Below are 25590 nucleotides of genomic sequence, written 5' to 3'. Positions count from 1 at the left end.
TATTCATGAAATTAGTGGTTTAATTATTTAGTAGACTCTAGATCGAAAATACGCGTTTTGATGTTAACTATATCCTTCTCTAGAGTTCGCTTTTTCACGATATAAGGATCCGTCTGCTGTTCAAACTGACCTCCGATGCCTCCAAGAAGATGATCCACTCTGTCAAAACGGTCATGCATGTCTGATTTCACTCCATTCAATTCGCCTTTGACACCAGTCAATTCAATCTTAACACCCGTCATCTCGGATTCTAGTCGATCTACCTTAACGTTCAAGTTGCCCACTTCTGATGTTAAGCTGCCGACATCTGTCTTTAAACTACCAACGTCTGTCTTTAAGCTGCCGACATCTGTCTTTAAACTACCAACGTCTGTCTTTAAACTGCCGACATCTGTCTTTAAACACGACATCTGTCTTTAAGGTACCGACGTCCATCTTTAAAGTACCGACATCCGTCTTTACGTTACCTAAGTCAGCTTTGATGCTTTGCACATCCCCGACGATTCCTTCAAGCAAATGCAAGATTTTTTCTTCCACAGTTTACTCCTCTCTTTCATCTTATTTACTACCGTTAGTATATAATCTATTGCAATGAATGTCCAACGAAAAGGGGAATGTACGTTCGTTAACTTTTCATCGATAAAAAACGATTATTCCACAAGTTTTAGAGTGAGGTTTCCAATCCCGACATCTACTTTCATATCGATTTTGACGTCGGCATTTTCATACATTTCATTCACATAAACACCGTTGCCAAGTGATGTAAATCCTTTCATATCAGCTTGACCTAGACCTGCAGTGACCTTCAGTTTGACACCTGTCTGTTCGGGAAGAAGAATGGTCATGTCCCCGACTCCGATTGTGAGATTGGCCGAGAAACTGTTTTTCCACTCGCCACTCATATCAATTGTTGAATCACTGACACCACTTTCTATGTTCAATTTGTTTAGTTGGAGCCCTTTCAGATTCAATTTGGCTTCGGAAACACCCATGTCAACGTCAAGGTCAATCGGTATATCATTGTTGAATTGCATATTCCACGTGCTTTCAAGTTTGCTGCGATTGAAGCTGAGTACTTTCGGTTTCTGTTCTACGGTAATGAAATGAGTCCCCTTTTTTACGTTGCTCGTCACTTTAGGGGCATTCTTTTTGTTTTTATAATCAAAATTCGCTTCCATCCAGTCATTAGCACCGCCGTTGATAGACAAAATGCCTGCCCCAAACTCCACCTTTACGGCAAGTGATTTAGCGTTATCCTTCGTAATTGTCATTTCATTTCCTTGCAGTGGTACTATATAACGCTCGTATCCATAAATGCCTAGAATAACGAGCAACCCCCCAATTAACCCCGCCCATAAGACTGTTTTCATCTGCCATTCTCCTTTTGATTGGTTTAAACTTCCTCTATAAACTTAACTATACAGGAAGTTCTGAAAAATCCAATTCGCCATTAGGTTGATTTCTTATAGGGCTGGGGGCTGAGAGGGTGTTAGGCATGTGATTCCGGAGGGCCGATTAACGTGGACGGCTTGATGTTATCTGTGACAGCTTTCCACTCGTTCACGTCAAGACCGTAACTGTACGCGAAGACATCTGCTGGTGTTGCGGTCAAGATGTCCGAACCGAGTATGACTTCCGGGGTTCCAGTATTAACGATTCCTTGCAGATGGGTGTCGGGCGAGTAGGCAATCTGGTAGTGCCACCAGCCTTGCGGGATATTGACGACCTGCCCGGGGGTGATGGAATAATGATGGAACACCTTTGTGAAGGGGTTCATTATAGAAATGATGGCGGAGCCGGAAATACAGTAGGTTAATTCGGAAGCATTCGGGTGATAATGTGGTTCGATGATGCTGTCCTTGCTGAGGAAAATATCGAGCATCGACAGGTTGTTTAATGTGTTCAGTTGGTCGACGCTCAATTTGTTAATGTAGTTCTTGTTGTCTTTTCGAAAAAGTGGATTGGTGTTCACATCGAATGTGAACTGGGCATTAGATGATTCATAGTCGAACGTGGAACTCATTGATTCATCCTTTCAGCTCTGCATATATGGCAATCTTTACAGAATATGCATAGACTTTGGGGAATGTGTCGTGACTTGTACGCGGGTGAATACGGGTAGCGATGTTCGTCTATTTTCGCGATTGGCGCAGCAGAACAAAGATCATTGTGGCAGCGAAGACAACGATGCAGATCAGGACTGTCGTTATGATTGCCGGGTATTCGTTGTTGAAGCCGGTTACGGAAGTGTGTTTTGAATAGATTCCATAATATGCCCAGATCAGTGCCAGTCCGTACGCTGCGTTATGGAGTGTAAGCATTGTCAGAACGCCGATGATTGTCCCGACGATGAGGATGATAATTGTCCATGTCGCTTTGGATAGGCCGAATCCGTCCCAGCCGATGGAAACGAGATAGGCAGTAATGTTGGCGATAGTTGCAACGGTGATCCAACCGAAATAGATGCTAAAAGGGAGCTTGATGAAGAAGCTTTCTTTCGGTGATAGCTTTGCAGTTGCAGTTAATTGGTTGATACGAATTAATGTAACTAGCAAGAGAATCATAATAAAGACGGATAGAAGCAGCTGATCATAATGCCAGGCGATAATCCATATTGCGTTTAGTACGGACGACAGGGAAAAGTAAATGCCGATCTGCGTGAGAAGTTGGTCATTCGACTTCGTGTTGCTGCGGAATAGTCCAAGTTGATAGAGGATATGTAAAGCTAATAGGACATAGATGACGCTCCAAATAGAGAATGTGAAGCCTGCGGGTGCAAATAAGTTGGCGTAATTGTCGGAGATTTCACCGGTATTCTGGCCGTTAAGCGGCAACAAGTTCGCAAGCGCGTTCATCGTGATCATGAGGATGTACGTAACAATCATCAATACATCCACGGCTGTTTTTCTAGTATCGTGTTTCATTGAATCCCTCCATTCCTGCTTCCACATTATTCAACCTGTAGAACAACTATTCCTGTAGATGAGAACGAGTAAACATATTCTATTTATTTGCTTCTGTGTAAATTGAAGACTGTGAAGGGAGTGACTGAATCCTAGACGATAGATTATGAGAAAGTCGAAAATCGCTCTTGTAATTCATTTCGATTATACTAGTGCGTATACATGAAGGAATTAGGAGGTGTACCGATGAAAAAACGGGCAGTATTCATTGTCGCGGCGGGACTGGCGCTACTTCCGTTTGCTTATGGAATGGGTGCAACAGCTGTGATTCGAACAATTGGGCATCGTATAACAAAAAAAATGCCAAGCGGGAAAGGGATTGCTTTAACGTTCGACGACGGGCCGCATCCTGTTTATACGGTACAACTGTTGGACCTGCTGAAAAAACATAAGATCCAGGCAACGTTTTTTGTAGTCGGTGAAAAAGTGCGTGCCTATCCCGCTATCGTTAAACGGATGCATGACGAAGGGCATCGGATTGGCATCCATCACTACGAACATACATCAAGCTGGTTATTAACCCCTTCTCAATTACGAACACAGATTGAAGAAACGGATCACGCCATCAAGGAATTGACGGGTGAAAGTCCAACGTTATACCGTCCACCATGGGGCTTTCTTAATGCAACATCACTACATATGTCCAAGCCTTATGAGATTGTATTATGGTCACATATGTTTAAGGATTGGAAAGTTGCCCATTGTGAAACCGGGTTGTTGGACGGTTTACATAAGGTACCATCTGACGGTTCCATAGTTCTATTACATGATGACGGCACAAATCCAGGAGCAGATTCAACAGCGCCTGCCCATATGTTGAACAAGCTATCTATGTACTTGGAAGAAACAACGTTAAAAGAAACTGAATTTAAAACAGTCGGTACCTCTGTGTAAAAACAGGGGTATTTTCTATTTTTTCTAGCATTATTGTACTCTATAGCTTGTCATGTGAATAAAAGTAGTGTATAAGCATTGTATAAGGTTATTTCATTTTATATACCGTTTATTCGACTAAAAGTTATGTTGTATAATGTTTTGTATAATGATGGTGATGAGAGGTGGAAATTTAGATGAAGAAAAAAGTGACGGTTATCGGGGCTGGGGTTGCGGGTCTTGCGAGTGCAATCCGATTGCAACATGCCGGGTATGAAGTTGAATTGTATGAAAAGGAATCATTGGCGGGCGGCAAGATGAACCGCATTGAAAAGGATGGCTATACATTTGATCTCGGACCGACGATTGTCATGATGCCGGAGTTGTATCGTGAAATCTTTCAATTGTGCGGACGTGATCCTGATGACTATATTCCAATGGAACGGTTGGATCCGATGTATAGTGTATTCTTTGGAAATAAGCCGGAAGATCATTACGAAATTTCATCCGAAATGACAAAGCTGATGGAAGTGTTTGAAGATATTAGCGAAGCAGACGCACAAGGATTTCTAGATTATTTGCAGGAGATTTACAAAAGGTTCCTCGTTGCAAAGGAACATTTCCTCCAAAAGCCTTTCCGCAAGCCATCAGACTTTTATAATCTATCAATGCTTCGCCAAGGTATGAAGTTGAAAACATTTGATAATGCGGATAAATTCCTAAGCAAATATATCAAAAATGAACGTTTGAAACAGATGATTAGTTTTCAAACGCTCTATATAGGTGTATCCCCGTATAGCGGTCCTTCACTCTATTCGATGATTCCGATGATCGAGTTCATTTATGGTGTTTGGTTCATTAAAGGTGGAATGTATACGATGGCTACATCACTTGAAAGGCTGTTTCTGGAGTTGGGTGGTAAAGTTCATTACAATTCACCAGTCGATGAAATTGTTATCGAAAATGGTGAAGCGAAAGGGATCCGAATCGAAGGTGAAGTAATCGAATCCGATTTCGTCATGTGTAACGCAGATTTCCCATATGCGATGAAGAACCTTGTTAAGGAACCGAAAGCGAAAGGAAAGTATACGGATAAAAAAATCGACAGCATGAAATATTCCTGTTCCTGCTTCCTGATGTATCTCGGAATGGACCGGAAATATGATGAAGTGCCGACTGCGCATAATTTCATCTTCAATGAACATTTACGTGAAAATTTGGATGGGATTTTTGCTGGGGAAAAACTTGAAAACGCATCATTTTACGTCTATATGGGATCGAAACTGGATCCTTCATTGGCGCCAGAAGGTAAGGACGGTTTGTATATTCTTGTACCCGTATCGGACAAATCCTGTGCGCAATACGAATGGGATGAAGAGACAATTGCTCATTATCGAGGATATGTGCTCGATGCCTTGAAGGAAATTAAAGGATTTGAAAACGTGGAGAATGAAATTGTCAGCGAAACATTCATGACACCGAAAGATTTTGAAGAACGGTTCAACGCATATAACGGCGCTACGTTTGGTCTTCAGCCTACATTGGGCCAAAGTAATCATATGCGTCCGCAGAGCAAGGCGACACATTGCGAAAACTTTTACTTCACGGGAAGCAGCACACACCCGGGTGCGGGTGTTCCAATTGTTCTGCTATCCGCACGTATCGCGACAGAAGAACTGCTTCATGACGACAAAGGAATTCTATTCCACACGAGATGAAAGGAGTCAAATCATGCTAATTAATGAAAAACCGTCTCTCGTCGAAGACTATGGATATTGTGAAGCTATCATAAAACGCTATTCTAAAAGCTTTTACTACGCGTTTTCAACATTGCCGCAAGAGAAAGCGAACGCTGTCTATGCTATCTATGCCTTTTGCCGCCAAGCGGACAACAGTGTCGATGAAAATCTGACGTCTGCGTCTCAACTTGTCGCACTCGATCATTTAACAGATGAGTTGAATCGGTTTGCGCAACGCCAAGAGAAAGATTTGCCGTTATGGCGTGCGCTCCGAGATGTGTTTAACCGGTTTGACATGGAAATCCAGCCGTTTTTTGACCAGTTGAAAGGACAGCGAATGGATATCCATTTTACATCTCCGAATACGCGGGAGGAACTTGAGGAGTATAGTACGTATGTCGCGGGGTCTGTCGGCAAGATGCTGTTGCCGATTATCGCTTCTGATACGGACAAGGATTTGACTATGAGCGCTGTGAATCTAGGCATCGCGATGCAGATTACGAACATTCTCCGTGACATAGGGGAAGACTATTTGGAGAAGAATCGGATCTATTTGCCGGTTCACGAAATGGCCGCCTTCGGTTATTCCAAACATGAACTGTCCAAAGGGATCATTTCGGATAACTTCATAGCATTGTGGGAGTCGCTGGCAGAACGTGCAGAAGAATTGTATGCGGACTTTATTGGCAACAGTGACGGATTCGATGAAGACAGCAAGTTTGCAGTTATTGCTTCCGCACGGGTGTACCGTGGGATATTGGACAGTGTACGCAAAAATAAATATGACTGTTTCCGAAAGAAGAATTATGTATCCAAGATGGAAATGGTGAAAATCGCGGCGCAAGCTTCAATTTAAGGAAAGAGGTGCACGCATGTCACGAAAAATGAAAACAGCCATCGTTATCGGTGGCGGGTTGGGCGGACTGTCTGCTGCAATCTCGCTAGCGCAACGGGGATATGAAGTTTCATTGTATGAAAAGAATGGACATCTGGGCGGGAAGTTGAACCGCTTGGAGCAGGATGGCTTCGGATTCGACTTGGGACCGTCCATCTTGACGATGCCACATATTTTTGAAAGACTATTTGCCGGTAGTGGTAAACGGATGCAAGATTATGTGAAGATTGTTCGCCTGGAACGGGAATGGCGTTCGTTCTTTCCAGACGGAGCGGTACTCGATCTGTATGGCGATCTCAATAAGATGGCTAATGAAAATCCCCATCTGTCCAAACGCGACATGAAAGAATATGCCGCATTTTTGCGCTATGCGAAAAATCTGTATGACATGACCGATGAAGGGTATTTCAAAGAGGGCCTGGATACGACGGCGCAAGTGATCAAGCATCATGGCGTCTTTTCATCGCTTAAAGGATTCGACTTGAACTCAACGATGTTCGAGGCCATCGACAAACGAATCAGCAATCCTCATTTACGTACAATGCTGTCCTATTTCATCAAGTACGTCGGTTCTTCGCCATACGATGCACCTGCCGTACTCAATATGATGATTTATATGCAACACGCACAAGGCTGTTGGTATGTGCCTGGCGGGATGCATAAACTTGCGGATGCGCTTCACGCACTTGCAAAAGAAGCCGGCGTCTCCTTGTATACAGGCGTTGAAGTAACGAAGGCTTTAACGCGTAAAGACCAAATCACGGGGGTTGAACTATCGGACGGTTCGGTAGCTATTGCCAACTATTTTATCTCTAACATGGAAGTCATTCCGTTCTACGATAAAATGGTCGATACTGATCAGAAGGAAATCGATCGGCTCGAGAGGAAATTCGAACCGTCGAGCTCGGGACTCGTTCTTCATCTTGGTGTAAAGAAGCTGTATCCACAACTCAATCACCATAACTTCTTCTTTTCGGAAGATTTACAAGGGCAGATGGACAAAGTGTTCCAGCAGCACAAGTTGCCCGACGACCCGACAATTTACCTCGTCAATGCGAATAAGACCGATCCATCGCAAGCGCCTGCTGGACATGAAAACTTGAAAGTCCTGCCCCATATTCCGCATATCCAGGACAAGCCTTTCACAGCAACAGACTATGCCCGACTTGAAGAACGTGTCCTCGATAAACTTGAATGCATGGGACTGACGGATCTGCGCGCAAATATCGTAACTCGTGACGTGTGGACACCACATGATATCGAGCGGACATATGGATCGCACCGTGGTTCGATATACGGAACATTATCTGACAAAAAGAAGAATAAAGGCTTTAAACATAAAAAGCATAGCGACCGATTCGATAATTTGTATTTCGTTGGGGGCACTGTGAACCCAGGTGGCGGTATGCCGATGGTGACGTTGAGCGGTCAACAAGTGTGCAAAGCAATCCTGAAACGCGACGGTTTATTGAAACGCAAGTGATAGGGGTTAATTTGATTCAGCAGAAGTCCCCTCTTCTATAAGTGGTGAGATGGACGCCAGAAAAGCATTTCATGTAGAGGGAGTTATTAAAATCCTAACGCAATTACGCCGAGGCGCAATTGACTTTTAAAAAGGGGGAGCGTATATGTCAATCCTGTTTGTGTTTAGTGTAGCTGTCACCGTCATAGGATTGACATGTGGCTTACTTGTGCTGTGGAAAGTACCTGTCTTAGACAGCGACGCTCGGTTGACAGGTACTTCTCGTTCTTCTGTGACGATTATCATTCCTGCACGCAACGAGGAGAAGCGGATGTTACCTCTGCTCGAATCAATCTCAGCGCAAAGAGGTATAGAAGTCGAAACGATTGTTGTCGATGATCACTCGACGGATAGGACGGCGGAAGTCGCTTACTCATATGGCGCTCGAGTATTGCCAAATGAACGTTTTGACAAAGGTTGGATTGGCAAGTCGTCCGCTTGTTGGACAGGAGCGGAGGCAGCGACAGGTGAATTACTATTGTTTATGGATGCGGATACGGTGTTTGAAGGACCTGATAGTTTAGTGACGTATGTGGCGAGCTTTGAAGAGTCAGGCGGCACAGGAATCTTGTCGTTGCAACCCGATCATAGACCAGAGCGCTGGTATGAACAGATCGCGTCTATATTCCCTGTCGTTGTCATGGCTGGGATGAACGTATTTACGGTGAAAGGTGATTCACTTAAGAGTGCGGGGTCGTTCGGTCCTTGTATGCTGTGCACAAAGGCAGAGTATATGGAAGTTGGCGGACATGCAGCGGTAAAAGGTGCGGTAATGGACGATCTGGCACTCGGCAATGAATTTCAGGATAAAGGCTTGCCTGTCACATGCATGAGTGGCCGTGGGGTAGCATGGTTGCGCATGTATCCGGAAGGATTCGGTCAATTAATACAGGGTTATTCAAAAAGCATGGCTTCGGGGTCTGTTTCGACGCTTCCTTCTGTCATGCTGCTCATTAATTTGTGGGTTGTCGGCGGAATTTTAAGTTCTTTGTTATTTCTCTTTCCGGTAATTACAAAGTTGTGGCTCCAGCTCGTCGTTGCGGTTATGCTCTATGTGGCATATATGTGGGGCGTCGCCCGCTCTGTGCGGAAAACAGGTGTTTTTGCCAATTGGACAATTCCAATGTTTCCGTTGCTGTTCATCTTTTTTATCCTCGTCTTTATGTATTCAATGTACTTGTCGAAACGAAGAAAACGGGTGACGTGGCGCGGACGGGATATTGATGTATGATCGATGTAAATAAGAAGTGTAAACAAGGATGTGAAATCCATTCCGGTAATTGGAGGTGTGCGACATGCCGCTTGTTGAATTGCCTCTTCTATGGGTAGCTTTACTAGATGCATTTGCGTGGTTGCTATTGCATCTGGTTATTTCTATAGCTATCCAGCGCGTTCCTGTTTCTTGGTTTATGCGAAACGATTGGTTGTTCCAACAGTTTTCATGGGAGCGGGAAGGACGTATTTGGCAACAGTTTTTCAACGTGAAGAAGTGGAAAAGGCATATTCCGGACGGTACATTGTTCATCCGCAACGGGTACGACAAAAGCACGCTGCACGGACGTGATCGGACATCTTTGGGTCTGTTTCTTCTTGAATCGCGCCGCGCTGAATTCGTTCACTGGTTAACAATCGTACCGAGTGTGCTTTTTTTTATTTGGAACCCTTTATGGGCAGCTTGGCTTAATGTCGCATATGCGGTTCTGTTCAATCTTCCGCTCATTATCGTGCAACGGTTTAACCGGCCGCGTCTTGAAAGGCTTATCAATGCGGAAATGGTAGCGCGTAAACGAAGCGTTTCAAACGTGAATACATAGGGCATGTGGTGTACACTGGAGAACAACTGAAACGGAAGAAGGAGCGGTTACGATGACGAAAGATCAATTCGGCTGGCAATTCGACAACAGCTATGTACGATTACCGGAAGTGTTCTATGCACATGTATTACCGGAAGAAGCACCTGAACCGAAACTGATTGCATTCAATCCACATTTGGCAAAGATGCTCGGACTTGATGCGGAAGCGTTGACAAGTGCGGAAGGAATTGAAGTTCTTGCGGGGAACCACATCCCTCAATCCGCTGAGCCGATTGCGCAAGCTTATACAGGCCATCAGTTCGGCAATTTCACAATGCTCGGTGATGGTCGTGCTGTGCTTCTAGGCGAGCAGCTGACACCGGATGGCAGACGTGTTGACATTCAATACAAAGGATCTGGCCCGACGCCATTTTCACGCGGAGGAGATGGACGGGCAGGACTTGGACCAATGATGCGTGAGTTCATTATGAGTGAAGCGATGCAAGGTCTCGGCATCCCGACGACGCGGAGTTTGGCCGTCGTCGTGACGGGTTCGCTGGTGTACCGTGAAGAAACGCTTGAAGGTGCTGTGCTTACGCGAGTCGCATCAAGTCATATTCGTGTCGGTACATTCCAATACGCGGCGGCGCGTCAAGTTGTAGAGGATTTACGTACGCTAGCGGACTATACGATTGAGCGCCATTACCCTGATCTCGCGCTGATGTCGGATAAATACGTCGCGCTACTTGATAGTGTCATCGAACGACAAGCATTTCTCATTGCAAAATGGCAGCTGAACGGTTTCATTCACGGTGTCATGAATACGGATAATATGGCAATCAGTGGAGAAACAATTGACTACGGACCATGTGCGTTCATGGATACATATGATCCGGCGACCGTTTTCAGTTCGATTGACCGACAAGCTCGATACGCCTACGGCAATCAACCCGGCATCGCTGAATGGAATCTAGCCCGCCTAGCGGAAACGCTAATGCCGCTGTTTGATGATGATAAGGATAAAGCTGTACAAATTGCGCAACAATCGCTCTCTACATTTCGCGAGTTGTTCCATAATCATTGGTTAGCAGGAATGCGTGCGAAACTGGGGATTTTCGATGAAGAGGCGTCAGATGGCAAGTTAGTAAAAGATTTACTGCAACTAATGAAAGTGAATAAAGCGGACTATACGAATACATTCCGTGCACTGACACTCGATCAGTTGGACAGTTTGCCGATGAGCAATACACAGGAGTTTGTGGAATGGAAAATAAGTTGGGATGCAAGGCGAACGAGACAAAATAAGTCTGAAGCTGAAGTTCAGGCGTTTATGAAGAGACATAATCCGAACATTATTCCGCGTAATCATCGAGTGGAAGAGGCGCTAGTTGCCGCTGTCAAAGGGGATATGACAGTTGCCGGGAATTTGCTAGATGTACTGAAAAATCCATACGCTTATTCGCCTGATCAGGAAGACTATGTAGAACCAGCTGATCCGGAAATTCCATATAACACGTATTGCGGTACTTAAATGATAAAGGACTTTACCCAAGTGGTGAAGTCCTTTTTTAATTGTTTGAAATTTATTGACTATAGTAAAAAAACTGTCTATCATAGTAGTAAAAGAATTAGAGGAGGTAAGAGGATGCAGATGAAGCAAGGGTTGCATCAGCTTGAATGGTATCACACGTTTTTAGGGTGGGGAATGATGTTGATTTTTTTGTCTCCGATTTGGTTATTCCTTGCTATACCTGCCGTGACGATGACGTTGCATGATATACCTTCTACATTATTTGTACAGTTGCCGAAGGTTTCGTATGTCCTTTATATAATCGGCTATTTGCTGTTTGCGTGTGCATGTATATCGCAGTTTTTATTTAAGGGAAGTAATAAGGGCAAGCTCGTTGGCTGTGCAATATTATTATTGTCAACCTTGTGTATTGCAGATGGTTCGCAGCGTTTCTCCAGAGTGGGATTAGATTCCATCATTGTGAAGGATTCGCTCTGGTCAAAAAAATATGAATATGCTTGGGAAGATATTGAGGAAGTCGTCTATCATCAAACTGATGTAGAACGACGCTACTCAAACTATGAATTTCATTTTAAAGATGGTAATGTGGCAACTCTTGTAGATAGCGTCATTATGCAAGGTTGGAGAAATATCATTCACTTAAAAATGAGTGAAAGTGACGTTAAGTATAGTAAATGGCTTACTCCTAAATTTGATGGTTTATCGACATCATAGTGATAATAAGTAAGATTGATTGGGAATGTGTGTAGGGGGGCAAAGAAATGGAAATGAAGCAAGGACTGCATCAGCTTGATTCAAGTCATACATTTTTGGCGATGGGAATGTCCTCTTTCGTTTTGTTCCCGATACTTCTCATTGTAACGCCGATGATGCTTGCTAAGACACTGCACGAGACATCATCCACTGTATTGCTGCAAATACCTCAATTTGCTTATGTGACCTATGGAATTGGATTGTTGCTCTTGACTGTCACGTTTTTTTGTTGAGTTTTCTAAGAGTAAGTAAAAAAGCTAAAAAGATTGGTGCAATCATCATTCTGTTGGCTGTTTTCTGTTTTGCGAACGGATCGCAACAGTTCAGTCGATTAGCTTGGGATTCGCTGGCATTCAAAAAGTCCATCTGGTCAGAAACGTATGAGTATGCATGGGAGGATATCGAAAAAGTAGTGTTCCGGGAAGTGCCATTAGACAAAGGAACGTCGAAATTCGATTTTCATTTCAAAGATGGCAACGTCTTGACACTGTCTAATAATTTGGAAGTGCAGGCATGGCGAAAGTTGATTGAGAAGAAATTGAATGATGATGGAATTGAGTATAAAAGAGGATAGTTTTAAAAGGGTAATAATTTTCCAAGCATTTCCCCTTTTTACAAATCTAATCTAGTACGATATGATAAGAGACGTTGGTTATTTTTTCAACGTATTGAATCTTCCAAATCGAATAGATTTGTAGAGTGAAGGGAGGGAAATGTATGGTATATGCAGGTTTTTGGATTCGTGTTCTTGCGAATATTATTGATAGTGTTGTACTTTTCGTTCCATTGTTCATCATTAACTTTGCACTCCAAATGATGTCGCTATTCACGGACTCAGAAGGTGTAATCGCAGGCGTACTTGTCGTACTCATTTTTACAAATATTATTCTTGTCGCCCTATATTACACACTGACGACGAGTTCCAGAATGCAAGGGACAGTTGGAAAGAAATTGCTGAATCTGCGCGTTATCGATGCAGAAGGCCAAAGAATTTCAGCGGGCAGAGCATTCGGTCGGTTTTTAAGCTACATGCTTTCTGGAATTTTGTACATAGGCTATATCATGGTCGGTGTCACAGCTGAGAAACGTGGTCTGCACGATTATATTGCAGGTACATGGGTTATTAAAAATTAAATATTTCATAAAGCCAGCATACATCTGTCAATTTGACAGGTAGTATGCTGTTTTTTATTTTCCATGAAACTAAACAAGGATAGTTGCGTAAATAGAAGTAGCATGTGAATGGGGTTGAGACTTTGATATACATAATCGTGATTGCCGCAGTCATCATCGGTGTACTTGGCTATCAAAAGTTGACCACAGATCGGAAAAAACGTAGACAGTTTAAAAAGGAATGGTAAACGGGAACATTCGATAGGAAACGAGAATCGAAAGAATCCATCATCACCTATTGGGAGAACGAAAGAAGAGGTAAAACGTATAATGGTATTGATGCTTTAACATGGCGTGATCTGTCCATGGATGAGGTGTTTAACACGTTGAATTATACACAGACGTCAGTTGGTTCGGAGTATTTGCTGAATCAGTTGAGAGATATTAAGCTGTCGCAAGAAACACTTGAGGAAGATGAAAAACTCTATCGAGCAATGGAAATTGAAGAGCTGCGTGAAAAGGTGTTGCTCCCACTCTCTAAACTCGGTAAGCATGATTTTACGGACTCTTCAGCTTTTTTTTACGGAAACCATACACGAGGTGTTAAGAATCCACTAATCTTCAATGTACTGGCACTGCTGCCTGTCGCTTCGATTATTCTACTGTTTGTCCAATTGAAATTAGGTATTCTTTGTCTGTTCATGTCATTTATCATCAACGGGATAATGTATTACCGCCATAAACAGATAGTGGAATACGGTCTGCATTCGGTTAGCTATGTCGCAAATATCATCAATACCGGTAATCAGTTGGCGGCTATCCCTGATGATAAAATCCAAGAGGAAACGAGAAAGTTGAAGGGGAATTTGAAGCCATTAAAGAAGGTTTTATGGCTGAATAATTTTGTGTCGATGGGTACAAAAGGTAACGGGGATTTTGACGCGATAGTCGAATACATCCGAATTCTGTTTCTGCTTGATTTTATTTCTTATAATAGAATTATTGGAACCGTGTCGCAACATAAGGAGAATTACCGTGCTATATGGGAAATCATCGGCAGGCTTGATGCGTCTATTGCTGTCGCCTACTACCGGCACACTCTTCAGGCGTATTGTGTGCCTTCGTTTACGGATTCAATGGAGATATCATTCACGAATATGGCGCACCCTTTAATCACCGACCCAGTGACAAATTCGTCAGATTTAGGAAAGACTACGTTAATCACAGGGTCGAATGCATCAGGGAAATCGACATACAGCAAAGCAGTTGCCATCAATGCGATTCTTGCTCAGACAATCAATACGGTGCTGGCGGATACATGGCGTATGAAGCCAATCTACGTCGCAACGTCTATGGCTGTGCAAGACAATGTGCTGGATGGAGACAGTTACTTCATCGCGGAAATAAAATCATTGAGGCGGATCATTACGATGCTCGAAAAAGGAAAGCCTTGCCTTTCGGTTATTGATGAGTTGCTGAAAGGGACGAATACTATCGAACGGATTGCCGCATCTGCTGCGATGATGGACTGGCTATCAAATACGAACGGCATCAATATAACCGCTACACATGATATCGAACTAACCGAAATTATGAAATCGTCTTATGACAACTACCATTTTACAGAGAAGTTCAAAGACGGGGATATCCATTTTGACTATACAATTTATCGGGGTCCATCGAATACAAAAAACGCTATTAAGCTGTTGGAAGTACTCGCATATCCTACAAGAATAACGGAGCAGGCAAACAGGTTGGCAGAGGACTTTCTCCTCGAAAGAGAGTGGAACAGTATATAAACAAACCTGTAAACGTCGTTTTTTATATTTAAAGTAATTTGATTATACGAAACCTTTCTTATCCTTTTACCGTATAAAAAGGAAAAGAAGGGGGGCTAGAAGATGCAGATGAAAAAAGGATTACACCAGCTTGATGCAAGTCATACATTCCTCTCGATAGGGATGGGCTCCATTGGATTATTTCCGATACTTCTCGCAATCATTCCTACACTAGTAGCGAAGACTTTACATGAAACACGCACCACTTTACTCGTTCAAGTCCCAAAGGAAGCGTATTTCTTGTATGGCATTGGTCTTGTGCTACTGACAATTACATCTTTTTTGCTTTATTTTCTCAAGATAAACAAGAAAGCAAAGATGATTAGTGCCGCAATAGGCTTATTGGTTCTACTCTGTTTTGTGGACGCGTCACAACGATACGTCCGTGTAGCGACTGACTCGGTTGCATTCAAAAGCTCGATGCTGTCCAAGGAATATGTCTATACATGGGAAGAGGTTGAGAAAGTCGTCTTCCGGGAATTGCCGAAAGAAGGTGGATTTGCCAAGTTTGACTTTCACTTCAATGATGGCAACATTATGATTTTAGCCAACGATAATTACATGATGCGGTATCGAAAGTTACTTGAGAAGAAATTCAGTGACGATGGGATTGAATACAAAAGAGGCTAGCGATGGGATATCTATGAAAAAAAGGACTCGCTTAGGAGTCCTTTTACTACTTTTAGCGTTTCAAAATGAAGCTAAGATGTCGACCGGCTTGTCTGTCTTGCCGATACGAAAACCCTTCTTCACTACTAAATGTGCACGTCGAATCAATGCTGATCTGATCTGACGGAATACCGGCACGTTCACATTGTCTTTTGACCGTTAGCTGATTATCGATATGGTATTTATCCGTCATTTCATTAAAATACATATAATCATCTGCATAGCCGAGCGCTTTGAATTTCACATATACATCTTCATCGACTTCGAACTTCTCTTGACTGAGTGCCATACCAATCTGAACATGCCAATCGGCTGGATTGCTTTGTTCATTTTGCGCCAGATGTTCGAATACTTTCGGTGTAATCTCTTTGACGGTGCCTTGCCAGCCTGAGTGAATGACACCGATAATACCGTTTGCCTCATTATAAAAAATGACTGGAACACAGTCAGCTGTGAAACTACATAACACAATTCCTGGTTCATCCGTATACAGTGCATCGACGTTCGGAATGGCCGTTTCGTTCTGCAGTGCACCAAGGCCAATATCGGATCGCGTCACCTTATGGACGTTCGCGCTATGCGTCTGATTGGCGCAAACGAAATCCTTAAGTTGGCATTTTAAGAATGCAGCCAGCTCTCTGCGGTTTTCAAGAATTGCTTGCGAGTCGATACATGCATGCAACGCCATATTATTTTCTTCCGGTGCACTTTTGTCTTTGAGTGTCGTACCTACAATCAGATTAGTTGTAGTAATATATACTTTTGTTTTCATGTCATCACCTGCTCTTACTATACGTCAAGGTTTCGACGCCTGTATAGGACAAAGTTAAAAACAATATGTGTGGAATAAAATCGGACCAAACCGTCCATAATCAGAAAGAGCCGCACACGCTTCCAATCCCCCTGCAACCGTGTGCGGCTTTTTTATTCTTCTGTATTGTGATAAACAACTGTGCCATCCGTATTCAAGTGTGGCGGAGCTCCCCATTTTCCAGGTTCATGTTCTTCGATAATCGTCTCTTCTTTCGGACCGTCCAAAATATGTTTCACTGTCCATCCATTTAACGCCAACCAGTTACTTATAAGTAATCGATGACAGCGCGCGGGATGGCGCTCTGAACAACAAATCGCAACTTTTTTGGATGAAGCCAATTCTTTTAACTCATCAAGCCCTGCCTGAAACTCAGGTTGCAGCGTATAGTCCGCGTAATTATGGAATGATCGGTTATTCCAAGCGTCGTTCACATCATCGTCGATGACTTTGGATTTATTGCGCCTGCCGCCGAGTTTTCTGAAATGCTCATATTCGATACCGCCTTCAGGCAACCATTCCCTCATGCGGTCTTCGTGAAAATGCGGGAATTTCCTGCTTCCGGGAAACGCGCGAACGTCCGCCAGTAGCTCGATATTCGCATCATGCAGTAATTTCAAAAACGCCTCTTTCGTATGGGTGGAATGCCCGACAGTGTAGATTTCCATTCGATTCACCTTCCTTATTACTGCATTACCCAACTAGTGAAATAGCTTAAACAAACACTTTAAGGACGAAGTTGCTGTTTGGAATAGTGGCAGACGGGAATAATAGCAGTAAATGAAAAGGAGTGGTTCGTATGACGAGAAGTTATGCAGACGATAAAAACGACAACCAAACACATAGCCATAATGAGGACGGAAAAATTGCAAACGATGCCGCGAAACGTGCTGAACAGCAAGTGGAGGACATTAAGACAGAAGCACATGAAGAAGTGAAAAAGCAGCAAAAAGATATGAAGTAAGCGATATCGCACCCGGTCTCTTCAATTAAGAAGAGGCCGGTTTTTGTTTGTCGGTTTATGGTGCAATTTGTTAAGCTTACAACGTTAAATTAAGTACACTTTTTATAAAAAAAACTATATATTCTTATCGACGATTCCCGTATACTAAGAATAGGCACTGCTTGTGTCTATAGACAGAGAGGAAAAGGGGAATGAGCACGATTAAGATTCACTGGAAGAAGTTGTTGGTGCTTTTTTCAACCATTTTTCTAGTGTTCCAAGTAGCAGGAAGCTTCTTTTTCTATGAACTTGCAGTGAAGCGTGGCCCGAAAGAATTTTTGCAGGGGAACGCGGACTTGGAAGTGTCAGAGAAGACGTTGGAACTGTATACAAATGGTGATTGGAAAAAATGGGTTGCTGATCAGGAATTTGAGTCAATCAGCATCATGTCACGGGACGGACTGAAATTGTCCGGTTATTACTTGCCTGCTGCCAAGCCAACGGAGAAGCTTGTCATTTTGACACATGGTTATTTGGGCCATGCCAAGCAAATGGGGCTATTTGGACAATATTATCATGACGAATTGAACTACAATATATTCATGCCCAATGCGAGAGGCCACGGAAGTAGCGAAGGTGATTATTACGGTTTCGGTTGGCCGGACCGGTTGGATTTGATCGACTGGACGAATAAGCTCGTGCAAAAGCTCGGACCGAAGACGGAAATCGCTTACCACGGTTTATCGATGGGGGCTGCGACCGTATTGATGGCGAGTGGGGAAGAAAGCCTGCCCTCGCAAGTGAAAGCAATTATTGCAGACAGCCCGTACCAATCGGTCTATCAATTATTTACGTATCAAATGCACCGGATGTTTTATTTACCCGCGTTCCCGCTACTCGATAGCACTAGCGCGTTGACGAAAGTGCGTGCTGGTTATTCGTTCAGAGAGGCAAGTGCGTTGAATCAAGTACGAAAAGCAGGCATTCCAATTTTTTATATTCACGGAATGTCGGACACATTCGTTCCGACAGAAAATGCGGAGGAACTGTTCCGCGAAACTGCAGGCGAGAAGGAACTTTTCCTTGTTCCGAATGCAAATCACGGCGAAGCTTATGCATTAGCGGGCGACGCCTATCAAGTGAGGTTGCGTAATTTTCTTGCCCAACATGTGAAGTGAATGACCGGTTCCCTATGGAAAATTTCCTGGGGAATCGTTTTTTTATTAAAAATCGTCTGTTTGGATGTTTCCTTTATTCTAGCTGGGGAAATTAAGGAAGTAGGAGGTGTTCGGCGATGGGAAAAGTGGTGTATATCGTTCGGCATTGCGAAGCGGAAGGACAATCCCCGCATGCAGATCTGACGGCGGAAGGGATTGTGCAAGCTGAAAAGCTGGCGGAGTTCTTTGCAGATATTGAGGTAGACCGAATTGTGACAAGCCCGTTTGTGCGGGCACGTATGTCCGCGGAACCGCTTGCGGAGCGAAAAGGGTACTATTTCGAAGAGGATAGCCGACTGGCGGAGCGGACGTTAAGCTCCTATGATTTCGAGGACTGGCTGCTGAAGCTTGAGGATTCATTTTTGGACGTCCATTTGAAATACGAAGGCGGCGAATCATCGCATGAAGCGATGGAGCGCGTCTGCAACGTTGTCAATGAACTGCCCGACGGATCGACGACCGTACTTGTGACGCACGGAAATCTGATGACACTGTTATTGAGGTGCTATGACGAACATATCGGCTTCGCAGAATGGCAGGCGTTGACGAATCCTGATGTTTACCGCGTAAACGTGTCCGATACAGGTGCACAAGTCGAGCGAGTATGGCGTGAAGAGAAGTTGTTGAATGAATGATGCTGGATATTCAACAGATTAGGAATATCCATAAAGGTCGGTAAAGTGCTCATTCATTAATAAGTTGTTGTGCTCGTAAAGCAGGGAGGACCGCCCGTAAAAGGAGTCACTGCGCTCGTAAAGTCGTGAGGACCGCCCGTAAAAGGAGTCACTGCGCCCATAAAGTCGAGAGGACCGCCCGTAAAAGGAGTCACTGCGCCCATAAAGTCGTGAGGACCGCCCGTAAAGCAGGGAGGATCGATCGTTGCATCCGTATCCGATACAATATTCACTTCCTCTCAAAATGGGTTTGATTCATATGATCACTAGAATTTTGAAAAACCTTTATTTGCAATTTTGTAATAATCGTTATACACTAATACTACTTTAAGAGGGAAAGGACTGACGGGTGGACAATGAATAACTAATCTTGTAATTCCGAGAATGTAATATTTTGATTCGAACGGAAAACAGGATTAGTCTGTCCATTTTGAAAGTCCATTCCCTTATGAACGGTTTAAAGGCCTACGTAGGTCTTTTTAGATGTATCTCATTCACTCAACGTCAATGAGATGCATCTGTTTCATGGGATAATTGGATAGCGATGGATTGGTCCTTCCGTTACGACGGGGGGATTTTTTTTATGCCCCCACATAGGGGAGGAAATTATATGTTATTAGGCTCTATTAAACAGTTGACGTATTCGATAGCCGATACAGTCATTTTGAATAAACTATCCGCGGAACTGCCCAAAGGCACTTGTATAGCGATCGTCGGGGCGAACGGAGCGGGTAAATCGACGCTGCTATCATTGCTGGCTGAAGAGATTATGCCGGTATCCGGTTCGATCGATTGGATTGGTAAGAAACCGTCAATCACCTATTTCAAACAAGAGCAAAAGGACGAAGAATCTGTTAATTGGGATGGAGCTGAAACAGCGATGTACCTCTCAAAATGGCATGTCCCCGAACAAGCCGAATATGCTTTTGCAAGTGGTGGCGAACGGATGAAGATGAGGCTGGCAGCGGCTCTTGCAGAGAATAGTGAATTGGTATTGCTTGATGAACCAACAAACCACTTGGACCGCGAAAGTCTGGATGAACTGGTGGATGTTATCAATGATGGAAAAGCGACGTATATAATTGTATCCCATGATCGGCACTTCATCGATCGGACAGCGGATTTCGTGTTTGAAATCGAACATGGGAAGTTAGAAGTGTATGCAGGGAATTACTCAGTTTATCATGATAAGAAAGAGATGGATCGAGAAACCCAAGCTGCGCACTACGAGCAACAGCAGCGGAAGATAGCGCGTGTTGAGGGGCAGATATCACAACTTGGTGAGTGGTCTGCAACAGCACATGCGAATTCAACGAAAAAAGGCGGAGCAAAAGAATATTGGCGGATGAAGGCAAAGAAAAAAGATGTGCAAATTCGCTCCAAACGGACTCGCCTGGAAGCGGAACTTACGAAAGAGCGGATTGACAAACCCGATGAAGACATCAGCGTAGAGTTTGATTTAAAAGGAAAACGTAAAAAAGGGCACCGTGTAGTGGAGTTGAAAAATGTCCACAAGGCGTTTGATGGGAAGGATTTATTCGAAAATGTGTCCTTCACTGTCCAGGCGGGCGAGCGGATTGCGCTTATCGGCTCAAACGGAAGTGGAAAATCTTCACTGTTCAAAATGATGATGGGTGAGGAAGTGTATGACGGAGAGTTATGGCTGACGAATGGCATGACGATCGGCTATATGAGCCAGGCAGTGCTCGATTTGCCGGAAGACGTGACCCTGGCGGAGTACTTCCATACAGAAACATTCGAGGAGCAAGGAATTATTCGCATCCAATTGACGAATCTCGGTTTTGAAGAAAAGCATTGGAAATTACGGCTTGGGGAATTGAGTCAAGGGGAGCGTGTGAAAGTCAAACTGATGCAATTCATCATTGAGGGGACGGATGTCCTGTTATTGGACGAACCAACGAATCACCTCGATTTACCGTCGAGAGAAGAAATGGAGAAGACGCTGGCGACGTTCCCAGGAACATTGCTATTCGCTTCGCATGATCGATTTTTCACGGAACGCATGGCTACTGGACTACTTGTATTTGAGAATAGAAGCATTCGTAAAATACCGCAGACATTGCAGGAATGGGAATCCCGGAATGAAGTTTCCGCACAAACAGCATCAAGTCTCTCTGAAGAACTAATGCGCGTTGAGACCGAATTACAAGCAGTGCTCGGGAAACTGAGCATGGTTAAACCCGGGGATCCATCCTATGCTAAGTTGGACCTGCAATTTAATGCATTGAGTCGGAAAATTAGAGACTTGAAGTAACGAGTTATTTATTATCTGGCGCTCCGGTCAACTACGACTGGAGCGCTTTCGTGTCGTACCATAAAACTAGGCCAAATGATCGTCTAACTAGTTTCATACGAAGCTAAGTGGGGCATGGAATAGGAACGGGTCGACAATGTTTAGGTACGTTGTAAATGCCCCATTCTATAGAAATGAGGAGGCAGACATAATGTTATTTGAAATACAGTCCGTGAAGCATGAGTCCGACTTGATTTCGTTTACATGGAATGATGTTGGTGGTTTTTATAATGTGTACAAAGATGGTGAGCATATGTACGAAGGATCCGTGCCCGAATTCAAGGACAAGGACTTTAAGCACGGTAAGCTCAATCATTATATGATCGAACGGGTAGAGAACAATCAGGTTACCGATGTAATTGCACTTCAGACATCGGCATTTGCGGAAAAAAAGAATATGGAGAATCCATTACAATCGCTTGTCATGACAACAATCGTAGCGAAAACGCAGATTGCATTGTCGTGGGAGGAAATTAAGGACGTCGAAGAATATTCTATTTACCGAAATGGCGAATACAGGGGCCGTGTCACGACGAACCGCTATATCGACCGCGATATCGATCTAGATCAGTCGTACAATTATACAATCCAGTCAAAACGTCCTTTGAAAAAGTCTGAGGAACCACTCATGAAAGTGAAATCAGTTCTTTCCAATGTATTCGGTGCTTTAAATCCGGGCTCATCCCGTGCGGAAGCAGCTGTTGAAACGTTCACAGTGATGAAGTGGATCGGGAAACCCGACGAATTACTCCTTCCTGTTAATGATAGGGAAAAAGAAGTTAAATCGGTTGACCGCTGGAAATTCAGGTACACGACATTTCTTGAAGATCAATATGTGAGCAATCCGAATCTATTGTCACCGAACCATTATTTTAAAGGAGATGGCAGACGGTTTGATCCGAACGGGGAAAGTTTTCGTACACGTGTAGATGTGGAGCTCGCCTACGATGAACATGGTGACCCGATGACGTTTACAAAGGAAGTGGGAAAGTCAATTGCCTATGACTATCAGAAGAACTTCCGCGAAGAAGGAAAAGCTACTGCAGATGACATTACTTTGAAACGAACCGACCATAAAAAAGGGGAAGCCGGTTTTGTGCTAACGCACGCCGTTGGAAACCCACTCACCACTGCACCAAAGATGGATTATGAAGTGACAGCCGTTTTCAAAAAGCATGGAACATTCGATATGTGCGGCTACTTCGATCCATCTCCTAATCATGAAATCTATTTGATGAGGGGTAGAGGTGAGGAGTGGAAACTCGTTTTGCAGGCCGAAAGTAAAGGGCTCGCGTTCATGTCTGACACAATCGCTTACCATTATTGGCGTTGCTCGAGTTTTGAATGAATGACAGATCTAGACTAACGACCTGTTTGATGAACAGTATTTGTTCTGCAACGAGTGGCATTTATTAATTTTTCAACAACTTTAGTTGATAAAAATAGGAACTAACAGTGATAGGTACACATAAATGTGCAATCAATTTCAAAACGTTAGGCAGGGGATAAACGAATGAAGCATATATTTAAACAAGGAACTTCTCCAAGAACACTATTGTTGTTACACGGTACAGGTGGACAGGAAGAGGATTTGCTGCCACTTGCAGACCTGATTGATCCGGAAGCTTCCGTACTGAGTGTGCGGGGGAATGTATTGGAAAACGGCATGCCACGGTTTTTTAAAAGGCTCGCGGAAGGTGTATTTGACGAAGAGGATTTGATATTCAGAACGGCTGAGTTACATGCGTTTTTAGATGAAGCTTCAACAAAATATGGATTCCAACGGTCAGAAGTCGTGGCGGTCGGCTATTCCAATGGTGCCAATATTGCCGGAAGCTTGCTGTTTCATCATATAGATTCTTTACGGGGGGTCATCCTGTTTCACCCGATGGTACCTAGACGCAATATTGAGTTGCCCGATTTAAGCAAAATTCCAATTTTCATTGGTGCAGGGAAGAATGATCCGCTCATTCCGTCTAAGGAAACCCTAGATCTGTTGCATATGCTAACGAGAGCAGGCGCTCGCACTGAGGTGTACTGGGAAAATAATGGGCATGCGTTATCGCAATCGGAAGTGGAAGAAGCTGCGAAGTGGTATGAGGAATTTTTGAAGAGTAACTGAGCACGTAGTTTACTTTGAATAAAGCCGATCCGCAAATGGATCGGCTTTTCTAATTAGCTTTAGCTGGCCTCGGCCAGATGAAATACGAAATCGAAATGATGAAATCGACCCCTAAGATAACTGCCCACAATTTTAGCATGCCTGACAGTGCTTCTGTTTTTGCAGGATCGTTAATTACATAAATCATAGCCGCTAGAAAGGCTCCGCCAATGAGGAAAGCTAGTACATGTTGAAGAGAACCTTTTAAGGAATGCTTTGCATGAGCCCAGCCGGTTCTACGTGCAGGCTTCGGACCCTGTTTTTTTACATAATAAACGAATCGTTCATCTGCCCAGTGAATCAGACTTTTACCGAAAGCTATGGAGACGCCAAGGTAGATCGCTGCGATAGCATGCACTTGCGTGGCGGTTGCTCCGTTGTATAAATCTGCTGCAGTGACTAGCAGTAGCACTAAATCGACGACAGGTGTAAGAGCTAAGAAGAACAAACCCAATCGTTTCCGGTTAAATAGATAACGAGTGACTAGACCAGCGAGTATGACAACCCAAAATCCAATTTCACATGCCACAATCGTCCAAGCGATGAAATTCAAAGAATGACCTCCTTTTATTTAATACAGTTGTATTGGTTGATTTTATACTAGCATATGCTGTTTATACAATACAACTGTATTGTTAAAATGCGAAGATTAATTTACACTAAGCGTATGCCTAAAATCGTCAATCATGATAAGCGTATGAATCAAATTGCAGAGGCGATGTGGCGAGTCATTTTGGATAAAGGGATGGAAGGGGCGACAGTGCGGAATATTGCGGAAGAAGCGGGGCTTTCATTAGGTGCGCTCCGCCATTATTTTAAAAACCAGGATGACTTGCTAGTTTATGCAATGACGCTTGTAAAGGAAAGAGCAACAGAACGGATTGAAACAGTTGCCAAACAAGACTTACCACCTAAAGAAATGGTCATGGCCGTCCTTTTTGAAATTGTGCCGGTGAACGAACAATCACTTGTGGAAATGGAAGTGTGGTTCGCGTTCATGGCATATGTGAAGCACCGAAGAGCTGAATTGAACATTCCTGACGACGGGATTTTCACTGGTGTCCATAAGTTGATTGCCTATTTGGCTAGTAGTGATTTACTCAAGGAAGGGTTGGATTTGGATCTGGAAGCAGAAAGGCTCTATGCAGTGGTTGATGGAATTGCAATTCACGCTCTTTTTGGTGCAGATCGTCTGCAATCTGAGCGTGTGAAACAGACACTCCGCTATCATATTGATTCAATCTGTGTGAGCTGAACAGTGAACCTCCCGTTACATGGCAACGTCCTATTACGAAAGGGGTTGAAAACAGATGAAGAAGATATTGACCGTCGGGTTAATAGGTGTAATCGTTGGATTAGTCATTTATCAATGGCTCCATAAAGATATATGGGATGTTAACCGGGAACTCTTGAAAACGGCAGTTATTGAAATGGAAGATTCAGAGCCTGTAAAACTGTCTGATGTCACCCCATTCGACTGGGATTATGTCTATTCATTTACGCCTTATGTATCGAAAGACGAAGTGTATGAAGCGGTCGGATATAAGTGGGATACAATTCAGGAAACGGTTAGCGAAGGTATGAATCAGCTCGTTTTCATGAAAGATGATCAAGTCGTCTGTTATTTATATGGTTATCCTCAAAATAACGGTTTTGGGATTTACATGGAAAGTGCTGAATATGGCGAGCCTTTTGTGAAGTTATATGCAAATGAAGATAGCATGTTCAAGCGTGAAATGATGGAAGATGCGGTCATATTGACACAGATAGAATGACTAAAG

Annotated in this window: 29 protein-coding genes; 21 read left to right on the top strand and 8 right to left on the bottom strand. The window is 43.6% G+C overall.

Going from position 1 to position 25590, the window contains the following annotated elements; all coding sequences use genetic code 11:
- Positions 1 to 23: 23 nt before the first annotated feature.
- The 5 genes from QWT69_RS16220 to QWT69_RS16200 form a co-directional block, all read right to left on the bottom strand.
- The gene (locus QWT69_RS16220) at positions 24 to 410 is read right to left on the bottom strand and encodes a hypothetical protein (RefSeq protein WP_317967429.1); all 387 of its coding nucleotides are present in this window, start codon (positions 408 to 410) and stop codon (positions 24 to 26) included.
- On the bottom strand, positions 361 to 537 hold the full coding sequence (locus tag QWT69_RS16215) for a hypothetical protein (protein WP_317967427.1): 177 nt from the start codon (positions 535 to 537) through the stop codon (positions 361 to 363). The genes QWT69_RS16220 and QWT69_RS16215 overlap by 50 nt, the downstream gene beginning before the upstream one ends.
- A 113-nt stretch (positions 538 to 650) precedes the next feature.
- On the bottom strand, positions 651 to 1370 hold the full coding sequence (locus QWT69_RS16210) for a toast rack family protein (protein ID WP_317967425.1): 720 nt from the start codon (positions 1368 to 1370) through the stop codon (positions 651 to 653).
- 119 nt (positions 1371 to 1489) lie between these two features.
- Entirely contained in the window at positions 1490 to 2023 is a 534-nt protein-coding gene (locus QWT69_RS16205) for a cupin domain-containing protein (RefSeq protein ID WP_317967423.1), read from the bottom strand.
- 109 nt (positions 2024 to 2132) lie between these two features.
- Positions 2133 to 2924: a TspO/MBR family protein gene (locus QWT69_RS16200; RefSeq protein WP_317967421.1), complete on the bottom strand. Its 792-nt coding sequence runs from the start codon at positions 2922 to 2924 to the stop codon at positions 2133 to 2135.
- A 225-nt stretch (positions 2925 to 3149) separates the two neighbouring features.
- Between QWT69_RS16200 and QWT69_RS16195 the strand changes: the two genes are divergently transcribed.
- The 13 genes from QWT69_RS16195 to QWT69_RS16135 all read left to right on the top strand — a co-directional run bounded on the left by QWT69_RS16195 (position 3150) and on the right by QWT69_RS16135 (position 15650).
- A complete protein-coding gene (locus QWT69_RS16195; protein ID WP_317967419.1) occupies positions 3150 to 3857 on the top strand; it encodes a polysaccharide deacetylase family protein in 708 nt (235 codons plus the stop codon).
- A gap of 176 nt (positions 3858 to 4033) precedes the next feature.
- Positions 4034 to 5554, top strand: coding sequence for a phytoene desaturase family protein (locus QWT69_RS16190; RefSeq protein WP_317967417.1), 1521 nt, complete (start codon positions 4034 to 4036; stop codon positions 5552 to 5554).
- 13 nt (positions 5555 to 5567) lie between these two features.
- Positions 5568 to 6431: a phytoene/squalene synthase family protein gene (locus QWT69_RS16185; protein ID WP_317967415.1), complete on the top strand. Its 864-nt coding sequence runs from the start codon at positions 5568 to 5570 to the stop codon at positions 6429 to 6431.
- A gap of 16 nt (positions 6432 to 6447) precedes the next feature.
- Positions 6448 to 7953, top strand: coding sequence for a phytoene desaturase family protein (locus QWT69_RS16180; protein ID WP_317967413.1), 1506 nt, complete (start codon positions 6448 to 6450; stop codon positions 7951 to 7953).
- A gap of 145 nt (positions 7954 to 8098) precedes the next feature.
- Complete coding sequence (locus tag QWT69_RS16175) at positions 8099 to 9223, top strand: glycosyltransferase family 2 protein (protein ID WP_317967411.1); 1125 nt, start codon at positions 8099 to 8101, stop codon at positions 9221 to 9223.
- A gap of 64 nt (positions 9224 to 9287) precedes the next feature.
- Positions 9288 to 9806, top strand: a complete 519-nt coding sequence (locus QWT69_RS16170; RefSeq protein WP_317967409.1) for a glycosyl-4,4'-diaponeurosporenoate acyltransferase CrtO family protein — start codon at positions 9288 to 9290, stop codon at positions 9804 to 9806.
- Between the two features lie 52 nt (positions 9807 to 9858).
- On the top strand, positions 9859 to 11316 hold the full coding sequence (locus QWT69_RS16165) for a protein adenylyltransferase SelO (RefSeq protein ID WP_317967407.1): 1458 nt from the start codon (positions 9859 to 9861) through the stop codon (positions 11314 to 11316).
- A 114-nt stretch (positions 11317 to 11430) separates the two neighbouring features.
- Positions 11431 to 12030: a hypothetical protein gene (locus tag QWT69_RS16160; protein WP_317967405.1), complete on the top strand. Its 600-nt coding sequence runs from the start codon at positions 11431 to 11433 to the stop codon at positions 12028 to 12030.
- A 47-nt stretch (positions 12031 to 12077) separates the two neighbouring features.
- Positions 12078 to 12302 carry a hypothetical protein gene (locus QWT69_RS16155; protein WP_317967403.1) on the top strand — a complete coding sequence of 75 codons (225 nt, stop codon included), beginning with the start codon at positions 12078 to 12080 and terminating at the stop codon, positions 12300 to 12302.
- Positions 12299 to 12643, top strand: a complete 345-nt coding sequence (locus tag QWT69_RS16150; protein WP_317967401.1) for a hypothetical protein — start codon at positions 12299 to 12301, stop codon at positions 12641 to 12643. The genes QWT69_RS16155 and QWT69_RS16150 overlap by 4 nt, the downstream gene beginning before the upstream one ends.
- Before the next feature lie 143 nt (positions 12644 to 12786).
- Positions 12787 to 13203 carry an RDD family protein gene (locus QWT69_RS16145; protein WP_317967399.1) on the top strand — a complete coding sequence of 139 codons (417 nt, stop codon included), beginning with the start codon at positions 12787 to 12789 and terminating at the stop codon, positions 13201 to 13203.
- Positions 13204 to 13568: 365 nt separating this feature from the next.
- Entirely contained in the window at positions 13569 to 14981 is a 1413-nt protein-coding gene (locus QWT69_RS16140) for a MutS-related protein (protein ID WP_317967397.1), read from the top strand.
- Between the two features lie 102 nt (positions 14982 to 15083).
- Positions 15084 to 15650: a hypothetical protein gene (locus QWT69_RS16135; RefSeq protein ID WP_317967395.1), complete on the top strand. Its 567-nt coding sequence runs from the start codon at positions 15084 to 15086 to the stop codon at positions 15648 to 15650.
- Positions 15651 to 15702: 52 nt separating this feature from the next.
- Here the strand turns inward: QWT69_RS16135 and pgeF are convergent, their stop codons facing one another.
- Both pgeF and QWT69_RS16125 read right to left on the bottom strand, forming a co-directional pair.
- Complete coding sequence (gene pgeF, locus QWT69_RS16130; RefSeq protein ID WP_317967393.1) at positions 15703 to 16461, bottom strand: peptidoglycan editing factor PgeF; 759 nt, start codon at positions 16459 to 16461, stop codon at positions 15703 to 15705.
- Positions 16462 to 16613: 152 nt separating this feature from the next.
- Positions 16614 to 17168, bottom strand: a complete 555-nt coding sequence (locus QWT69_RS16125) for a DUF488 domain-containing protein (RefSeq protein ID WP_317967391.1) — start codon at positions 17166 to 17168, stop codon at positions 16614 to 16616.
- Positions 17169 to 17299: 131 nt separating this feature from the next.
- On the opposite strand from QWT69_RS16125, the gene QWT69_RS16120 reads away from it, so the two are divergent.
- From QWT69_RS16120 to QWT69_RS16095, 6 genes are all read left to right on the top strand, one after another.
- Positions 17300 to 17464, top strand: a complete 165-nt coding sequence (locus tag QWT69_RS16120) for a hypothetical protein (protein ID WP_317967389.1) — start codon at positions 17300 to 17302, stop codon at positions 17462 to 17464.
- 191 nt (positions 17465 to 17655) lie between these two features.
- Positions 17656 to 18621, top strand: coding sequence for an alpha/beta hydrolase (locus QWT69_RS16115; RefSeq protein ID WP_317967387.1), 966 nt, complete (start codon positions 17656 to 17658; stop codon positions 18619 to 18621).
- 116 nt (positions 18622 to 18737) lie between these two features.
- Positions 18738 to 19295 (top strand): histidine phosphatase family protein, encoded by a 558-nt coding sequence (locus tag QWT69_RS16110; RefSeq protein ID WP_317967385.1) that lies wholly within the window; start codon positions 18738 to 18740, stop codon positions 19293 to 19295.
- A 649-nt stretch (positions 19296 to 19944) separates the two neighbouring features.
- On the top strand, positions 19945 to 21609 hold the full coding sequence (gene abc-f, locus QWT69_RS16105; protein WP_317967383.1) for a ribosomal protection-like ABC-F family protein: 1665 nt from the start codon (positions 19945 to 19947) through the stop codon (positions 21607 to 21609).
- A 190-nt stretch (positions 21610 to 21799) separates the two neighbouring features.
- Positions 21800 to 22996, top strand: a complete 1197-nt coding sequence (locus QWT69_RS16100) for a DUF3238 domain-containing protein (RefSeq protein WP_317967381.1) — start codon at positions 21800 to 21802, stop codon at positions 22994 to 22996.
- 165 nt (positions 22997 to 23161) lie between these two features.
- The gene (locus QWT69_RS16095) at positions 23162 to 23770 is read left to right on the top strand and encodes an alpha/beta hydrolase (RefSeq protein WP_317967379.1); all 609 of its coding nucleotides are present in this window, start codon (positions 23162 to 23164) and stop codon (positions 23768 to 23770) included.
- A gap of 49 nt (positions 23771 to 23819) precedes the next feature.
- On the opposite strand, the gene QWT69_RS16090 is transcribed toward QWT69_RS16095, so the two are convergent.
- Positions 23820 to 24362, bottom strand: coding sequence for a hypothetical protein (locus tag QWT69_RS16090; RefSeq protein WP_317967377.1), 543 nt, complete (start codon positions 24360 to 24362; stop codon positions 23820 to 23822).
- Positions 24363 to 24476: 114 nt separating this feature from the next.
- Between QWT69_RS16090 and QWT69_RS16085 the strand changes: the two genes are divergently transcribed.
- Together QWT69_RS16085 and QWT69_RS16080 are read left to right on the top strand one after the other, a co-directional pair.
- Complete coding sequence (locus tag QWT69_RS16085) at positions 24477 to 25064, top strand: TetR/AcrR family transcriptional regulator (RefSeq protein WP_317971147.1); 588 nt, start codon at positions 24477 to 24479, stop codon at positions 25062 to 25064.
- A gap of 55 nt (positions 25065 to 25119) precedes the next feature.
- Positions 25120 to 25584, top strand: a complete 465-nt coding sequence (locus QWT69_RS16080) for a hypothetical protein (RefSeq protein ID WP_317967375.1) — start codon at positions 25120 to 25122, stop codon at positions 25582 to 25584.
- Positions 25585 to 25590 lie beyond the last annotated feature (6 nt).

It is taken from the genome of Sporosarcina oncorhynchi (assembly GCF_033304615.1).
Taxonomy (GTDB): Bacteria; Bacillota; Bacilli; order Bacillales_A; family Planococcaceae; genus Sporosarcina; species Sporosarcina oncorhynchi.
This window is presented reverse-complemented; position numbering and strand designations above follow the sequence as displayed.

Bases quoted from the DNA above. Each gene is read 5' to 3' on its own strand.
- QWT69_RS16220 (WP_317967429.1), bottom strand. From the start codon at position 410: ATGTCGTGTTTAAAGACAGATGTCGGCAGTTTAAAGACAGACGTTGGT.
- QWT69_RS16210 (WP_317967425.1), bottom strand. From the start codon at position 1,370: ATGAAAACAGTCTTATGGGCGGGGTTAATTGGGGGGTTGCTCGTTATT.
- QWT69_RS16205 (WP_317967423.1), bottom strand. From the start codon at position 2,023: ATGAGTTCCACGTTCGACTATGAATCATCTAATGCCCAGTTCACATTC.
- QWT69_RS16200 (WP_317967421.1), bottom strand. From the start codon at position 2,924: ATGAAACACGATACTAGAAAAACAGCCGTGGATGTATTGATGATTGTT.
- QWT69_RS16195 (WP_317967419.1), top strand. From the start codon at position 3,150: ATGAAAAAACGGGCAGTATTCATTGTCGCGGCGGGACTGGCGCTACTT.
- QWT69_RS16190 (WP_317967417.1), top strand. From the start codon at position 4,034: ATGAAGAAAAAAGTGACGGTTATCGGGGCTGGGGTTGCGGGTCTTGCG.
- QWT69_RS16185 (WP_317967415.1), top strand. From the start codon at position 5,568: ATGCTAATTAATGAAAAACCGTCTCTCGTCGAAGACTATGGATATTGT.
- QWT69_RS16180 (WP_317967413.1), top strand. From the start codon at position 6,448: ATGTCACGAAAAATGAAAACAGCCATCGTTATCGGTGGCGGGTTGGGC.
- QWT69_RS16175 (WP_317967411.1), top strand. From the start codon at position 8,099: ATGTCAATCCTGTTTGTGTTTAGTGTAGCTGTCACCGTCATAGGATTG.
- QWT69_RS16170 (WP_317967409.1), top strand. From the start codon at position 9,288: ATGCCGCTTGTTGAATTGCCTCTTCTATGGGTAGCTTTACTAGATGCA.
- QWT69_RS16165 (WP_317967407.1), top strand. From the start codon at position 9,859: ATGACGAAAGATCAATTCGGCTGGCAATTCGACAACAGCTATGTACGA.
- QWT69_RS16160 (WP_317967405.1), top strand. From the start codon at position 11,431: ATGCAGATGAAGCAAGGGTTGCATCAGCTTGAATGGTATCACACGTTT.
- QWT69_RS16155 (WP_317967403.1), top strand. From the start codon at position 12,078: ATGGAAATGAAGCAAGGACTGCATCAGCTTGATTCAAGTCATACATTT.
- QWT69_RS16145 (WP_317967399.1), top strand. From the start codon at position 12,787: ATGGTATATGCAGGTTTTTGGATTCGTGTTCTTGCGAATATTATTGAT.
- QWT69_RS16135 (WP_317967395.1), top strand. From the start codon at position 15,084: ATGCAGATGAAAAAAGGATTACACCAGCTTGATGCAAGTCATACATTC.
- pgeF (WP_317967393.1), bottom strand. From the start codon at position 16,461: ATGAAAACAAAAGTATATATTACTACAACTAATCTGATTGTAGGTACG.
- QWT69_RS16125 (WP_317967391.1), bottom strand. From the start codon at position 17,168: ATGGAAATCTACACTGTCGGGCATTCCACCCATACGAAAGAGGCGTTT.
- QWT69_RS16120 (WP_317967389.1), top strand. From the start codon at position 17,300: ATGACGAGAAGTTATGCAGACGATAAAAACGACAACCAAACACATAGC.
- QWT69_RS16115 (WP_317967387.1), top strand. From the start codon at position 17,656: ATGAGCACGATTAAGATTCACTGGAAGAAGTTGTTGGTGCTTTTTTCA.
- QWT69_RS16110 (WP_317967385.1), top strand. From the start codon at position 18,738: ATGGGAAAAGTGGTGTATATCGTTCGGCATTGCGAAGCGGAAGGACAA.
- abc-f (WP_317967383.1), top strand. From the start codon at position 19,945: ATGTTATTAGGCTCTATTAAACAGTTGACGTATTCGATAGCCGATACA.
- QWT69_RS16100 (WP_317967381.1), top strand. From the start codon at position 21,800: ATGTTATTTGAAATACAGTCCGTGAAGCATGAGTCCGACTTGATTTCG.
- QWT69_RS16095 (WP_317967379.1), top strand. From the start codon at position 23,162: ATGAAGCATATATTTAAACAAGGAACTTCTCCAAGAACACTATTGTTG.
- QWT69_RS16085 (WP_317971147.1), top strand. From the start codon at position 24,477: ATGCCTAAAATCGTCAATCATGATAAGCGTATGAATCAAATTGCAGAG.
- QWT69_RS16080 (WP_317967375.1), top strand. From the start codon at position 25,120: ATGAAGAAGATATTGACCGTCGGGTTAATAGGTGTAATCGTTGGATTA.